Annotated in this window: 15 protein-coding genes; 14 read left to right on the top strand and 1 reads right to left on the bottom strand. The window is 71.1% G+C overall.

Annotation, left to right across the window (positions count from 1 at the left end; translation table 11 throughout):
- Positions 1–8 precede the first annotated feature (8 nt).
- From ACH5AC_RS18930 to nusB, 13 genes are all read left to right on the top strand, one after another.
- A complete protein-coding gene (locus ACH5AC_RS18930; protein WP_398863025.1) occupies positions 9–371 on the top strand; it encodes a hypothetical protein in 363 nt (120 codons plus the stop codon).
- Positions 371–3,043, top strand: a complete 2,673-nt coding sequence (gene alaS / locus ACH5AC_RS18935) for an alanine--tRNA ligase (protein WP_398863026.1) — start codon at positions 371–373, stop codon at positions 3,041–3,043. The genes ACH5AC_RS18930 and alaS overlap by 1 nt, the downstream gene beginning before the upstream one ends.
- A 2-nt stretch (positions 3,044–3,045) precedes the next feature.
- Entirely contained in the window at positions 3,046–3,510 is a 465-nt protein-coding gene (gene ruvX, locus ACH5AC_RS18940; RefSeq protein WP_398863141.1) for a Holliday junction resolvase RuvX, read from the top strand.
- 124 nt (positions 3,511–3,634) lie between these two features.
- Positions 3,635–5,413, top strand: coding sequence for an endolytic transglycosylase MltG (gene mltG, locus ACH5AC_RS18945; protein WP_398863027.1), 1,779 nt, complete (start codon positions 3,635–3,637; stop codon positions 5,411–5,413).
- Positions 5,394–6,233 carry a shikimate dehydrogenase gene (locus ACH5AC_RS18950; RefSeq protein ID WP_398863028.1) on the top strand — a complete coding sequence of 280 codons (840 nt, stop codon included), beginning with the start codon at positions 5,394–5,396 and terminating at the stop codon, positions 6,231–6,233. The genes mltG and ACH5AC_RS18950 overlap by 20 nt, the downstream gene beginning before the upstream one ends.
- A gap of 63 nt (positions 6,234–6,296) precedes the next feature.
- Entirely contained in the window at positions 6,297–6,575 is a 279-nt protein-coding gene (locus ACH5AC_RS18955) for a hypothetical protein (protein WP_398863029.1), read from the top strand.
- A 160-nt stretch (positions 6,576–6,735) separates the two neighbouring features.
- Positions 6,736–7,920 carry a chorismate synthase gene (gene aroC / locus ACH5AC_RS18960; RefSeq protein WP_398863030.1) on the top strand — a complete coding sequence of 395 codons (1,185 nt, stop codon included), beginning with the start codon at positions 6,736–6,738 and terminating at the stop codon, positions 7,918–7,920.
- Complete coding sequence (locus ACH5AC_RS18965; RefSeq protein ID WP_398863032.1) at positions 7,917–8,432, top strand: shikimate kinase; 516 nt, start codon at positions 7,917–7,919, stop codon at positions 8,430–8,432. Before aroC ends, ACH5AC_RS18965 begins: the two co-directional genes overlap by 4 nt.
- Positions 8,429–9,520 (top strand): 3-dehydroquinate synthase, encoded by a 1,092-nt coding sequence (gene aroB / locus ACH5AC_RS18970; protein ID WP_398863033.1) that lies wholly within the window; start codon positions 8,429–8,431, stop codon positions 9,518–9,520. Before ACH5AC_RS18965 ends, aroB begins: the two co-directional genes overlap by 4 nt.
- 170 nt (positions 9,521–9,690) lie before the next feature.
- The gene (locus tag ACH5AC_RS18975; RefSeq protein ID WP_398863034.1) at positions 9,691–10,668 is read left to right on the top strand and encodes an AAA family ATPase; all 978 of its coding nucleotides are present in this window, start codon (positions 9,691–9,693) and stop codon (positions 10,666–10,668) included.
- 154 nt (positions 10,669–10,822) lie between these two features.
- The gene (locus ACH5AC_RS18980) at positions 10,823–11,929 is read left to right on the top strand and encodes an aminopeptidase P family protein (protein ID WP_398863035.1); all 1,107 of its coding nucleotides are present in this window, start codon (positions 10,823–10,825) and stop codon (positions 11,927–11,929) included.
- Between the two features lie 204 nt (positions 11,930–12,133).
- Positions 12,134–12,700, top strand: a complete 567-nt coding sequence (efp, locus tag ACH5AC_RS18985; RefSeq protein WP_398863037.1) for an elongation factor P — start codon at positions 12,134–12,136, stop codon at positions 12,698–12,700.
- A gap of 2 nt (positions 12,701–12,702) precedes the next feature.
- Positions 12,703–13,137: a transcription antitermination factor NusB gene (gene nusB, locus ACH5AC_RS18990; RefSeq protein ID WP_398863038.1), complete on the top strand. Its 435-nt coding sequence runs from the start codon at positions 12,703–12,705 to the stop codon at positions 13,135–13,137.
- Positions 13,138–13,504: 367 nt separating this feature from the next.
- Here the strand turns inward: nusB and bldD are convergent, their stop codons facing one another.
- On the bottom strand, positions 13,505–14,005 hold the full coding sequence (gene bldD, locus ACH5AC_RS18995) for a transcriptional regulator BldD (RefSeq protein ID WP_110626898.1): 501 nt from the start codon (positions 14,003–14,005) through the stop codon (positions 13,505–13,507).
- A 298-nt stretch (positions 14,006–14,303) separates the two neighbouring features.
- Here bldD and pyrR point away from each other — a divergent pair, with 298 nt between their 5' ends.
- The gene (gene pyrR / locus ACH5AC_RS19000) at positions 14,304–14,873 is read left to right on the top strand and encodes a bifunctional pyr operon transcriptional regulator/uracil phosphoribosyltransferase PyrR (RefSeq protein WP_398863039.1); all 570 of its coding nucleotides are present in this window, start codon (positions 14,304–14,306) and stop codon (positions 14,871–14,873) included.
- The last annotated feature ends 92 nt before the right edge of the window (positions 14,874–14,965 follow it).

Raw genomic sequence — 14,965 nt, forward strand, 5'->3', positions numbered from 1 at the left:
ACCGAGCGATGTTCCGCCGTACGTTCTGGTTCACCACAGGTGTCGCCGCCGGTGTGTGGGCCACCACCAAGGTCAATCGCAAGCTGAGGCAGCTGACCCCCGAGAGTCTCGCCGCGACCGCGGCCAACAAGGCGCTCGAGACGGGAGCGCGCCTCAAGGACCGCGCGGTGGGCTTCGCCCTCGACGTCCGCGACAACATGGCCCAGCGGGAGGCCGAACTCCACGACGCCCTGGGCATCGCCGAGGACCCCGAACTCCCCGCACCCCGGCGGTACACCGCCATCGAGACCAACCGCAGCAACCCGAAGTACACCGAAACGTCGTTTTCTTCGCAAGCGAAGTACTCGTACAACCGGAATGAGGACCACTGATGGAGTCGGCCGAGATTCGCCGCCGCTGGCTGAGCTTCTTCGAGGAGCGCGGGCACACCGTCGTCCCTTCGGCGTCGCTCATCGCGGACGACCCGACTCTGCTCCTCGTCCCGGCCGGCATGGTGCCCTTCAAGCCCTACTTCCTGGGTGAGGTCAAGCCGCCCTTCGCGCGCGCCACCAGCGTGCAGAAGTGCGTGCGCACGCCCGACATCGAAGAGGTCGGCAAGACCACGCGGCACGGCACGTTCTTCCAGATGTGCGGCAACTTCTCCTTCGGCGACTACTTCAAGGAAGGCGCCATCAAGCTGGCCTGGGAGCTGCTCACCAGCCCCCAGGACAAGGGCGGTTACGGCCTCGACCCCGAGCGCCTGTGGATCACCGTCTACCAGGACGACGACGAGGCCGAGCAGATCTGGCACGAGGTCGTCGGCGTGCCCAAGGAGCGCATCCAGCGCCTGGGCATGAAGGACAACTTCTGGTCCATGGGCGTCCCCGGCCCCTGCGGCCCCTGCTCCGAGATCAACTACGACCGCGGCCCCGAGTTCGGTGTCGAGGGCGGCCCCGCCGTCAACGACGAGCGGTACGTGGAGATCTGGAACCTCGTCTTCATGCAGTACGAGCGCGGCGAGGGCACCGGCAAGGAGAGCTTCGAGATCCTCGGCGACCTGCCGAGCAAGAACATCGACACGGGCCTCGGCCTGGAGCGGCTCGCCATGATTCTGCAGGGCGTGCAGAACATGTACGAGATCGACACCTCCATGGCCGTCATCAAGAAGGCCACCGAGCTGACCGGCGTGGCCTACGGCGACGCCCACGCCTCGGACGTCTCCCTGCGTGTGGTCACCGACCACATGCGCACGGCCACCATGCTCATCGGCGACGGTGTGACACCGGGCAACGAGGGCCGTGGCTATGTGCTGCGCCGCATCATGCGCCGCGCCATCCGCAACATGCGTCTGCTGGGCGCCACCGGTCCGGTCGTCAAGGACCTGATCGACGTCGTCATCGGCATGATGGGCCAGCAGTACCCGGAGCTGGTCACCGACCGGGAGCGCATCGAGAAGGTAGCCCTGGCCGAGGAGAACGCCTTCCTGAAGACGCTGAAGGCCGGCACCAACATCCTCGACACCGCCGTGACCGAGACCAAGGCCGCCGGCGGCACGGTCCTCGCCGGCGACAAGGCGTTCCTGCTCCACGACACCTGGGGCTTCCCGATCGACCTCACCCTGGAGATGGCCGCCGAGCAGGGGCTGTCCGTGGACGAGGACGGCTTCCGGCGCCTGATGAAGGAGCAGCGGGAGCGCGCCAAGGCCGACGCCCAGGCCAAGAAGACCGGTCACGCCGACATGGGCGCCTACCGTGAGATCGCCGACTCCGCCGGCGAGACCGAGTTCATCGGCTACTCGGACACCGAGGGCGAGTCCACGATCGTCGGCATCCTCGTCGACGGGGTCTCCTCCCCGGCCGCCACCGAGGGCGACGAGGTCGAGATCGTCCTCGACCGCACCCCGTTCTACGCCGAGGGCGGCGGCCAGATCGGTGACACGGGCCGCATCAAGGCCGACTCCGGTGCCGTCATCGAGATCCGCGACTGCCAGAAGCCGGTCCCGGGCGTGTATGTCCACAAGGGCGTCGTCCAGGTCGGCGAGGTCACCGTCGGCGCCAAGGCCCATGCCTCGATCGACAACCTGCGCCGCAGGGCCATCGCCCGCGCCCACTCGGCCACCCACCTCACCCACCAGGCCCTGCGCGACGCCCTCGGCCCGACGGCCGCCCAGGCCGGTTCCGAGAACCAGCCCGGCCGCTTCCGCTTCGACTTCGGCTCGCCGTCCGCCGTACCGACGGCCGTGATGACCGACGTCGAGCAGAAGATCAACGAGGTGCTCGCCCGCGACCTCGACGTGCACGCCGAGGTCATGGGCATCGACGAGGCCAAGAAGCAGGGCGCCATCGCCGAGTTCGGCGAGAAGTACGGCGAGCGGGTGCGCGTCGTGACCATCGGCGACTTCTCCAAGGAGCTGTGCGGCGGCACGCACGTCCACAACACCGCCCAGCTGGGCCTGGTGAAGCTGCTGGGCGAGTCGTCGATCGGCTCCGGTGTGCGCCGTATCGAGGCCCTCGTCGGGGTGGACGCCTACAACTTCCTGGCCCGGGAGCACACGGTCGTCGCCCAGCTCCAGGAGCTGATCAAGGGCCGTCCGGAAGAGCTGCCGGAGAAGGTCTCCGCGATGCTCGGCAAGCTGAAGGACGCCGAGAAGGAGATCGAGAAGTTCCGCGCCGAGAAGGTCCTGCAGGCCGCCGCCGGTCTCGCCGAGTCCGCCAAGGACGTACGCGGTGTGGCCCTGGTGACCGGTCAGGTCCCGGACGGCACCACCCCGGACGACCTGCGCAGGCTGGTCCTCGACGTGCGCGGCCGCATTCAGGGCGGCCGGGCCGCCGTGGTCGCCCTGTTCGCGGTCAACAACGGCAAGCCGCTGACGGTCATCGCCACCAACGAGGCCGCCCGCGAGCGCGGTCTCAAGGCCGGTGACCTGGTCCGTACGGCCGCCAAGACGCTCGGCGGCGGCGGTGGCGGCAAGCCGGACGTCGCCCAGGGCGGCGGCCAGAACCCGGCCGCCGTCGGCGAGGCCGTCGACGCCGTCGAGCGGCTCGTCGCGGACACCGCCAAGTGACGATGCGCAAGGGCCGTCGACTCGCGATCGATGTCGGGGACGCCCGGATCGGGGTCGCCTCGTGCGACCCCGACGGGATCCTCGCCACTCCGGTGGAGACGGTCCCCGGCCGGGACGTGCCCGCCGCTCACCGCCGGCTCAGGCAGCTTGTCGAGGAGTACGAGCCGATCGAGGTCGTCGTCGGTCTCCCTCGCTCCCTGAAGGGGGGCGAGGGCCCGGCCGCGGTCAAGGTGCGGGGCTTCGCCCAGGAGCTGGCCAGGGCGGTCGCCCCTGTTCCGGTTCGCCTCGTCGACGAGCGGATGACGACCGTGACGGCCGGCCAGGGACTGCGCGCCTCGGGCGTGAAGTCGAAGAAGGGACGCTCGGTCATCGACCAGGCTGCCGCTGTGATCATCCTTCAGCAGGCGCTCGAATCCGAACGGGTGTCAGGAAGGCCACCCGGCGAGGGCGTCGAACTGGTCATCTGATCGCGATACGGTAACGTTCCGCGCGATGCGCCGGTTTTCGAACAGCCGGTGCACAGAAAGAGGCGGAACGGACGCCGGACCCTCACGGGCCGCGAGAACGCCGCCTCGCGGCTCTAGGGGATCGATGACTGAGTATGGCCGGGGCCCAGGCTCCGAACCGTGGCATCCCGAGGACCCGTTGTTCGGGGACGGCGGATGGGAAGGGCAGCAGGCCCACACGGGTCATCAGCCTGCCTACGGCGGCCAGCCGCAGCACTACCCGCAGCAGCCGCAGCAGCCCGGATACGGCGACTGGGGCCACGGAGCGCAGCAGTCCGCCTACGACCAGGGGCAGCAGTACGGGCACGGCCAGCAGCAGTACGACCCCCAGCAGTACCCGCAGCAGTACGCGGGACAGGGCCAGCCGTTCGAACAGTACGGTCATCAGTACGGTCAGCAGTACGGGCAGCAGGGACAGCAGCCGGGACAGCAGCCGGGGTACTCCCAGGGCGGCTGGGACGGCACCGGCGCCCACGCCCATGTGCCGTACGCGGCCGACACCGGCGACCCCTACGGCCAGCAGCCCGCCTCCTACGGCGGTGAGCAGCCGGACTTCTACCAGACCCCGGAGGCGTACCCGCCGCCGGAGCCGCCCACCCGCAGGCGCGCCGAACCGGAGCCGGAGACCGACTGGGACCCGGGCCCGGACCAGGGCGAGCACGCGTTCTTCGCCGACGGCGAGGACGACGAGGGCGAGGACGACGACACCCCCGGCAACCGCCGTGGCCGCGGTGAGCGGCGCGGCGCCAAGGGCGGTAAGGGTGCCAAAGGCGGCAAGGGAACCAAGAAGAACCGCAACGGCTGTGCCTGCCTGGTGGTCCTGCTGGTGTTCGGCGGCGGCCTCGGCGGTGTGACGTACGTCGGCTACAAGTTCTACCAAAATCGTTACGCCGAGGCCCCGGACTACGCGGGCGACGGCACCGACGAGTCCGTGACCATCGAGGTCCCCAAGGGTGCGGGCGGTGCCCAGATCGGACGCGTGCTCAAGGCGGCGGGCGTCGTCAAGAGCGTCGACGCCTTTGTCGCCGAGCTGGCGAAGGACCCCGAGAAGCAGATCCAGGCGGGCGCCTACATCCTGCGGAAACAGATGTCCGCGAAAAGCGCCATCTCGATGATGCTCGACCCGAAGAGCCAGGCCAATGTGATGGTCACTCCGGGGCAGCGCAATACCCAGGTCTACAAGGCGATCGACCAGAAACTCGGACTCTCCGACGGCACCACCGGCAAGGTCGCCAAGGAGCAGTACAAGAATCTCGGGCTGCCGAGCTGGGCGAACAGCAACAGCGAGATCAAGGACCCGCTGGAGGGCTTCCTCTTCCCGGGCACCTATCCCGCGGCCAAGGGCATGAAGCCCGAGGCGGTGCTGAAGGAGATGGTCGGCCGCGCCACCGCGAAGTACACGAAGTACGACCTCGAGACCAAGGCCAAGGCGCTCAACCTGGACAACGCGCTGCAACTCGTCACGGTCGCCAGCCTCATCCAGGCCGAGGGCAAGACCACCGACGACTTCCGCAGGATGGCAGAGGTGGTCTACAACCGCCTCGACCCCGCGAACCGCGAGACCTACGGGGCCCTGCAGTTCGACTCGACCTACAACTACGTGAAGAACCAGAGCAACATCGACGTCACCGAGGAAGAGGTCAAGGGCGACAAGGACCCGTACAACACGTACACCAACAAGGGCCTGCCGCCGGGGCCGATCGGCAACCCGGGCGACGACGCGCTCACGTCGGCGCTGAACCCGACCGACGACGGCTGGTACTACTTCGTGGCGGTCGACGGCGTGAGCAGGACCGAGTTCGCCAAGACGCACGCCGATTTCCTGAAGCTCAAGGACAAGTTCAATGCGAGCAGGGGCAACTGACACCCGCCGGGCCGCCGTACTCGGCAAGCCCATCGCCCACTCCCTCTCCCCGGTGCTGCACCGCGCCGCGTACGAGGCACTGGGGCTCACCGGCTGGACGTACGACCGCTTCGAGATCGACGAGGCGGCCCTGCCCGGCTTCGTCGACGGCCTAGGCGCCGAGTGGGCGGGCCTGTCGCTGACCATGCCGCTGAAGCGGGCGGTCATCCCGCTGCTCGACGAGATCAGCGACACCGCGGCCTCGGTCGAGGCGGTCAACACGCTGGTCTTCGCCGAGGACGGCCGCCGGGTCGGCGACAACACCGACATCCCCGGCATGGTCGCCGCCCTGCGTGAACGCGGCGTCGAACAGGTCGACTCCGCGGCGATCCTCGGCGCGGGCGCCACCGCCTCGTCCGCGCTCGCCGCGCTCGCCCGCGTCTGCACCGGCGAGGTCGTCGCCTACGTCCGCAGCGAGGCCCGCGCTGCTGAGATGCGGCAGTGGGGGGAGCGGCTCGACGTGGAGGTGCGTACGGCGGACTGGGCGGACGCCGCCGAGGCGCTGCGCGCCCCGCTGGTGATCGCGACCACCCCGGCCGGCGCCACCGACGCCCTCGCCCAGGCCGTGCCGGAGCGCCCCGCCACCCTCTTCGACGTGCTGTACGAACCCTGGCCGACCGAGCTCGCCGCCCGCTGGTCCATGTACGGCGGTGCCGTCGTCAGCGGTCTCGACCTCCTGGTGCACCAGGCGGTCCTCCAGGTGGAGCAGATGACGGGCCGTGTCCCGGCCCCGGTCGACGCCATGCGCGCAGCAGGCGAACAGGCGCTCGCCGCTCGATAGGATCCCCGGGTCGATCGGATCATCGCGGTCCGCCGGGGGGCGGGGCGAGCAGGGGGGAAGACCGTGACCACGGGGACCGCTGGGCTGCAGCTGGCGTCCGGCAAGGCCGACATCTTCGAGTTCGTCGTGAGACTGCTGCCCGACCTCCTGGGGCTGCTGCCCGACTGGCTGCAGGGGCCCGTGATCGCCCTGTGCGTGCTCTCCTTCGTCGTCCTCGCCGTCCGCAGGGTGAAGCGCAGGATCGCTCGGCGGCGTGCGCGGCGCCAGGGCCAGGAGCCCCGCGGCGCCGACTTCCTCGGCTCCTACGCGCCGCCGCAGACACAGCGGGACGCCCCGAGGTGACATGTCCCGTCCGCTTTGTGGACCGGCGGCCGGGGCCAGGCGCCGGACATGGGAGGATCGTAGGAGGCGGACCCGGGTCGAACACCTGGTCACGCCGTTGCCGTACGCGAGGACACGCGTACGCAGTGCAAGTACCACGGGCGAGCACGGAGGAGCACCGTTGAGCAGGTTGCGCTGGCTGACCGCGGGAGAGTCTCACGGACCCGCACTTGTGGCGACGCTGGAGGGGCTTCCCGCCGGCGTGCCGATCACCACGGCCATGGTGGCGGACCATCTCGCGCGGCGGCGGCTGGGCTATGGGCGCGGTGCGCGGATGAAGTTCGAGCAGGACGAGGTCACCTTCCTCGGTGGCGTCCGGCACGGGCTCACCCTGGGCTCCCCGGTCGCGATCATGGTCGGGAACACCGAGTGGCCGAAGTGGGAGCAGGTCATGGCGGCCGACCCGGTCGACGCGGACGTGCTGAAGGACCTGGCCCGCAACGCGCCGCTGACCCGGCCGCGGCCCGGTCACGCGGACCTGGCGGGCATGCAGAAGTACGGCTTCGACGAGGCCCGCCCGATCCTGGAGCGCGCCTCCGCCCGGGAGACCGCGGCCCGGGTGGCGCTCGGCGCGGTGGCCCGGTCGTACCTGAAGGAGACGGCCGGCATCGAGATCGTCTCGCACGTCGTGGAGCTGGCCGCCGCCAAGGCGCCGTACGGGGTGTACCCGGTCCCGGCCGATGTGGAGAAGCTGGACGCGGACCCGGTGCGCTGTCTGGACGCGGACGCGTCGAAGGCGATGGTCGCGGAGATCGACCAGGCCCACAAGGACGGCGACACTCTCGGCGGCGTGGTCGAGGTTCTGGCGTACGGCGTCCCGGTCGGCCTGGGCTCACACGTCCACTGGGACCGGCGCCTGGACGCGCGCCTCGCCGCCGCGCTGATGGGCATCCAGGCGATCAAGGGCGTCGAGGTCGGCGACGGCTTCGAGCTGGCCCGCGTGCCCGGCTCGAAGGCGCACGACGAGATCGTGACGACCCCCGAGGGCATCAAGCGCTCCACCGGCCGCTCCGGCGGCACCGAGGGCGGGCTGACCACCGGCGAGCTGCTGCGCGTGCGCGCGGCGATGAAGCCGATCGCCACCGTGCCGAAGGCGCTGGCCACCGTCGACGTCGTCACCGGCGAGGCCGCCAAGGCTCACCACCAGCGCTCCGACGTGTGCGCGGTCCCGGCCGCCGGCATCGTCGCCGAGGCCATGGTCGCCCTCGTCCTCGCGGACGCCGTCGCGGAGAAGTTCGGCGGCGACTCGGTGGCCGAGACCCGCCGCAACGTCGAGTCCTACCTCGACAACCTCCACATCCGATGAGCGCGCCGCTGATCGTCCTCGTCGGCCCGATGGGCGTGGGCAAGTCCACCATCGGACGGCTGCTCGCCGAGCGGCTCGGCGTCGGCTACCGCGACACGGACGACGACATCGTCGCCGCGCAGGGCCGCTCCATCGCGGACATCTTCGTGGACGAGGGCGAGCCGGCCTTCCGGGCGCTGGAGAAGGAGTCCGTGCGCCAGGCCCTGGCCGGGCACGAGGGCGTCCTGGCCCTCGGCGGCGGCGCGGTCCTGGACGCGGACACCCGCGCGCTGCTCGCCGCGCAGCGGGTGGTCTACCTGTCGATGGACGTCGAGGAAGCGGTCAGGCGCACCGGCCTGAACACGGCCCGGCCGCTGCTCGCGGTCAACCCGCGCAAGCAGTGGCGTGAGCTGATGGAGGCCCGCCGCCATCTGTACGAGGAGGTCGCCACCGCCGTCGTACCGACAGATGGTCGTACGCCCGAAGACGTCGCCCAAGCCGTTCTGGACGCACTGGAGTTGAAGGAAGCATGAGCGAGTCGGTGAGCCGGATCCACGTCGGCGGCAGCGCGGGCAGCGACCCGTACGACGTCCTGGTGGGGCGTCAGCTGCTGGGCGAGCTGGCCGGGCTGATCGGTGACAAGGCCAAGCGGGTCGCGGTCATCCACCCCGAGGCGCTCGCCGAGACCGGCGACGCGCTCCGCGCCGACCTCGCCGCACAGGGCTACGAGGCCGTGGCGATCCAGGTGCCCAACGCGGAGGAGGCCAAGACCGCCGAGGTCGCCGCCTACTGCTGGAAGGCGCTGGGCCAGTCCGGATTCACCCGCTCCGACGTCGTCGTCGGCGTCGGCGGCGGCGCGACCACCGACCTGGCGGGCTTCGTCGCCGCCACCTGGCTGCGCGGGGTGCGCTGGATCGCCGTCCCCACCACCGTGCTGGCGATGGTGGACGCGGCGGTCGGCGGCAAGACCGGCATCAACACCGCCGAGGGCAAGAACCTCGTCGGCGCCTTCCACCCGCCGGCCGGCGTGCTGTGCGACCTGGCCGCGCTGGACACCCTCCCGGTCAACGACTACGTCTCCGGGCTCGCGGAGATCATCAAGGCCGGCTTCATCGCCGACCCGGTGATCCTGGACCTCATCGAGGCCGACCCCCAGGCCGCCCGGACCCCGGCGGGCCCGCACACGGCCGAGCTGATCGAGCGCTCCATCCAGGTCAAGGCGGACGTCGTGTCGGCGGACCTGAAGGAGTCGGGCCTGCGGGAGATCCTCAATTACGGCCACACGCTCGCCCACGCCATCGAGAAGAACGAGCGCTACCAGTGGCGGCACGGCGCCGCGGTCTCCGTCGGCATGCACTTCGCCGCCGAACTCGGCCGTCTGGCGGGCCGGTTGGACGACGCCACGGCCGACCGCCACCGTACGATCCTGGAAGCGGTCGGCCTGCCGCTGCACTACCGCTACGACCAGTGGCCCAAGCTGGTGGAGACGATGAAGGTCGACAAGAAGTCCCGCGGCGACCTGCTGCGCTTCATCGTCCTGGACGGCCTGGCCAAGCCGACCGTGCTGGAGGGGCCCGACCCGGCCGTGCTCCTCGCCGCGTACGGAGAAGTGGGCCAGTAGGTCCCCCGCTGTTCCTTCCGCCCGATTCGCCTTGCGGGCCCGGGCACTTCGTACCGCCCCCTGCCGTTCATCAATCGACGGCCGGGGGCGGTACGGTTCGGTAGCGCGGGAGAGCCCCGCGCGGCCGGCGCCTGTGGCGAGCCGAGTACGACGAGACGGAGTGGCACCGGATGCAGCACGCAGTGGGTTCTCCGCTGCCGCCGCCCCATCAGCCGGGGCACGGGCCGGCCGCCGACTGGTCGTCGGCCGCACACCACCCGGGTCCGCACCAGCCGGGCACCCCTCAGCCAGGCACCCATCAGCGACCCGCCCCCGTACCCCCGCCGCCCCCCGGCTTCACCGGCGCACCCTCGGGCCCGGTCCCACCGGCCCCGCATCCGCCGGTACCGCCCGCTCCCCACCCGCCTGCCTCGCCGGCTCCCCATCCGCCGGGCCCGCCGGCGCCGCACCCCCAGGCCCCGCACCACGCCCCGGCTCCCGCTCCTCAGACACCCCCGCCCGCGGACACCACCGGCCATGTCCCGTTGCCCCCCGGCGGCCCCGTCGGTATGCCGAGCGCGCCGCCCGCCGCGGCCACCCCCGATCCGGCGACCACCACCCTCGCGGTCCTGCTCATCGGCCCCGCGGGCGCCGGCAAGACCAGCGTCGCCAAGTACTGGGCCGACCACCGCCGGGTGCCCACCGCCCACATCAGCCTCGACGACGTCCGCGAGTGGGTCCGCTCCGGCTTCGCCGACCCGCAGCGCGGCTGGAACGACCACTCCGAGGCCCAGTACCGCCTGGCCCGCCGCACCTGCGGCTTCGCCGCGCGCAACTTCCTCGCCAACGGCATCTCCTGCATCCTCGACGACGCGATCTTCCCCGACCGCCCCGCCGTCGGCCTCGGCGGCTGGAAGCGCCATGTGGGCCCCGGCCTGCTCCCGGTCGTCCTCCTGCCCGGCCTGGAAGTCGTCCTGGAACGCAACGCGGAACGTTCCGGCAACCGCCGCCTCACCGACGAGGAGGTCGCCCGCATCCACGGCCGCATGGCCGGCTGGTACGGCTCGGGCCTCCCCATCATCGACAACTCCCAGCTGGACGTCCCGACGACGGCCCGAATCCTGGACGAGATCCTGGCAAGGGCGATCGCCAGCCCGCCGAAGTGGTGACCAAGGGGAGCTTTCACCCAGGGGCGCGGGGCTGTTTCGATATGCGGCTTCGCCGCATGGGCGTGACCAGCCCCCACCGGTGGGGAGCCGAACAACAACCCCACTCGGCCGTTCCCAACCGGCACAATTCACCCACGGCTCCTACGCTCGACACATGCCAGAGATGTACGCATCCCGCCGAGCCAGGCTGAAAGAACGCTGCACCGCGGCCGGCAGCGCGGCAGCGCTCGTCTCCCGGCCCGCCAATGTGAGATACCTCGCCGGAGCGGCCCCCCACGGCGCCGTCCTCCTCCTCGGCACCCAGGAGGACGTCCTCGTCTGCGCCGGCCCCCCGGACGACCGCCCACTGGAGGGCCGCCCGGACGACACCCTCCGTATGCACACCCTGCCCGGCGCCGGAGGCGATCCGGCGGTCGCGGCGGCCGACCTCCTCACGGCGGAGGGCGCCGACTCCCTCGCCGTGGAGGAACACCACCTCACCGTCACCCGCCACCGCGCCCTGCGCTCGGTCGCCCCGCGCCTGCGCCTGGCCGACCTCGGTCAAGCCGTGGAACAGCTCAGGATCGTCAAGGACGAGGAGGAGATCTCCTGCCTGCGCATCGGCGCCGAGATCGCCGACCAGGCGCTCGGCGAGCTGCTGGAGTCGATCCTCGTCGGCCGCACCGAACGCCACCTGGCCCTGGAGCTGGAGCGCCGCCTCGTCGACCACGGTGCCGACGGCCCGGCCTTCGTGACCTCCGTCGGCACCGGTCCGAACTCCGGCCGCCGGGGGCACCGGCCCACCGACCGCCGGGTCGAGGAGGGCGACTTCCTCTCTGTCTGCCTGGGCGCGACGTACCGCGGATACCGCTGCGAGATCGGCCGTACGTTCGTCATCGGCACCGCCCCCGCCGGCTGGCAGATCGAGCTGTACGACCTCGTCTTCGCCGCCCAGCGCGCCGGACGCGAGAGCCTGGCACCCGGCACGGCCTGCCGCGATGTGGACCGTGCCGCCCGACAGGTGCTGGACTCCGCCGGGTACGCCACCGCCCTGCCGGTGCTGACCGGGCACGGTGTCGGACTGGAAATCGACGAGGACCCGCAGTTGGCTCCCGCGGCCATGGGTAAACTGGACGCTTGCGTGCCGGTCACCGTCGAGCCGGGGGTCCACCTCCCGGGCCGGGGCGGTGTCCGGATCGATGACACGCTCGTCGTCCGCCCCGAGGCGGACGGCGGACCCGAGCTACTCACCATCACGACCAAGGAGCTGCTCGCGCTCTAGCGACCCCAGGTAAGTTCAGGCACGTCCCCACGCCGCCCGGCACGCACTCTCGCCGCCGAAGGCCCTAGTAGCTCCGCTACGAGGACCTTCACCCGGCACACCGAGAGCACGCACCGAACGACGCGGGAACGCACCCGACCTTCCCCGGCGCCGCTCGGTGCGTGCCCCGGGGTCGTCCACGTCAGTCCAGGAGATTCCGCAACCGTGGCTTCCACGAACGACCTCAAGAACGGCATGGTGCTCAAGCTCGAAGGCGGCCAGCTCTGGTCCGTCGTCGAGTTCCAGCACGTCAAGCCCGGCAAGGGCCCGGCCTTCGTGCGCACCAAGCTCAAGAACGTGCTCTCCGGCAAGGTGGTCGACAAGACCTTCAACGCCGGTGTCAAGGTCGAGACGGCCACTGTCGACAAGCGCGACATGCAGTTCTCGTACATGGACGGCGACTACTTCGTCTTCATGGACATGGAGACCTACGACCAGCTCATGGTCGACCGCAAGGCCGTCGGTGACGCCGCCAACTTCCTGATCGAGGGCTTCACCGCCACCGTCGCCCAGCACGAGGGCGAGGTGCTCTTCGTCGAGCTGCCGGCCGCCGTCGAGCTGACCGTCGCCGAGACCGAGCCCGGCGTCCAGGGTGACCGCTCCACCGGTGGCACCAAGCCCGCCACCCTGGAGACCGGCCACCAGATCCAGGTCCCGCTCTTCATCACCACCGGTGAGAAGATCAAGGTCGACACGCGCTCCAGCGACTACCTCGGCCGGGTGAACAGCTAACCGTGGCTGCCCGCAACACGGCCCGCAAGCGCGCCTTCCAGATCCTCTTCGAGGGCGACCAGCGCGGCGCCGACGTCCTGACGGTCCTCGCGGACTGGGTCCGGCTGTCCCGGAGCGACACCCGGCAGCCGCCGGTGAGCGAGTACACGATGCAACTGGTCGAGGGCTACGCGGAGCACGCGCGGCGCATCGACGAGCTGATCGCGCAGTACTCGGTCGGCTGGACGCTGGACCGGATGCCGGTCGTGGACCGCAACCTCCTGCGCCTCGGGGCCTACGAGCTGATCTGGGTCGACGAGACCCCGGACGCCGTGGTCCTCGACGAGATGGTCCAGCTGGCGAAGGAGTTCTCGACGGACGAGTCCCCCTCGTTCGTCAACGGCCTGCTCGGCCGGCTCAAGGAGCTCAAGCCGTCGCTGCGCCGTGAAGGCGCCTGAGCGGCTCCATCAAGACGCCGGAGGGCCCACAGCGCAGCGCTGTGGGCCCTCCGGCGTCTGGGGTGGAAACACCTCGGGCTGGTCGTGGAAACACCTCGGGGTGGGGGGGCCCCCCCCGGGGGCGCCCCCCCCCCCGGCGGGGTGTGGTGTGGATGTCGGGGGGCCGCGCGACGCGGGGGGGGCCGCCGCGCGCGCGGGCGGCGCCCCCCCCCCCCCCCCCCCCCCCCCCCCCCCCCCCCCGGGGGGCCGGGGGGGGGGGGGGGGGGGGACCCAGGGGGGGGGGGGGGCGGCCGGCCCCCGGGGGGGGGCCCCCCCCCTCGGGGCCCCCCCCCCCCCGGCGGTACGTTTCTGCTGAACTGCTCGGCGGTCAGCTCTCCTCGTGGGCGACCGCGCGGCGCGCGTCCGCGTCCAGCACGCCCCAGCTGATCAGCTGCTCGGTGAGGACCGACGGCGACTGGTCGTAGATGACGGCGAGGGTGCGCAGGTCGTCCTGGCGGATGGAGAGCACCTTGCCGTTGTAGTCACCGCGCTGGGACTGGATCGTCGCCGCGTAGCGCTGCAGCGGACCCGCCTTCTCGACCGGCACATGGGCCAGCCGCTCCAGGTCCAGGACCAGCTTCGGCGGGGGCTCGGCGGCACCGCCCGGGGTCGTGCCCGGCAGCAGCTCCTGCACCGGAACGCCGTAGAAATCCGCCAGTTCGGCGAGGCGCTGCACGGTCACGGCGCGGTCGCCGCGCTCGTACGAACCGACCACGACCGCCTTCCAGCGTCCCTGGGACTTCTCCTCGACACCGTGGAGGGAAAGGCCCTGCTGGGTGCGGATCGCCCGGAGCTTCGCCCCGAGCTGTTTGGCGTATTCGCTGGACATATAGCTCCCCGGCACTGTGTCGACGCGGCTGGCGTTGGTCCATGCCGCGCGGCTGGTAACTCATTGTGAGGTTACGCAGCGTGATTCTTCTGCGTCAAGCCGAATGGTCCACACCGACTCTTCCGTGGTATCGATGGCCCATTGCGCCAGGGGTGTGATCGCGCGGACCCGAACGGGTGATCGCCCGGGGTGTCGGGGCGGGATCCCGAGGTGTCGTACGGGCCTGATACCGTGGATGGCGCAATCCCGACGTCCTTTAAGGTCCGTCCCGTGAGGCGGAGAAGGAGGTCCGTTTCGTATGGACACGCACGCCGACGCGCAAGCGTCCGATGCGAGGCCCGTTCTCGAAGGCCCCGACATCGCGCGGGTACTGACCCGCATCGCCCACGAGATCGTCGAACGCGCCAAGGGCGCCGACGACGTGGTGCTCCTCGGCATTCCGACCCGGGGCGTCTTCCTCGCCCAGCGGCTCGCCGTCAAGCTCGAACAGATCACCGACCGCAAGATCCCGGTCGGCTCGCTCGACATCACCATGTACCGCGACGACCTGCGCATGCACCCGCCGCGTGCGCTGGCCCGCACCGACATCCCCGGTGACGGCATCGACGGCCGGCTCGTCGTCCTCGTCGACGACGTGCTCTTCTCCGGCCGCACCATCCGCGCCGCCCTCGACGCCCTGAACGACATCGGGCGTCCCCGTGCCGTGCAGCTCGCCGTGCTGGTCGACCGCGGCCACCGCGAGCTGCCCATCCGCGCCGACTACGTCGGCAAGAACCTCCCCACGTCGCTGCGGGAGACGGTCAAGGTCCAGCTCGCCGAGGAGGACGGTCGCGACACCGTGCTGCTCGGTGTGAAGCAGACCCAGTAGCAAGTCAGGCGCGACCGGCCGCTGCCGCCTGGCGTCCCACGCGCCGGTCTGCCCCAATTCTCCCGAATGAACTGCCTTACGGAGCCTGACAG

Source organism: Streptomyces sp. NPDC018693, from assembly GCF_044391385.1.
Classification (GTDB): Bacteria; Actinomycetota; Actinomycetes; order Streptomycetales; family Streptomycetaceae; genus Streptomyces.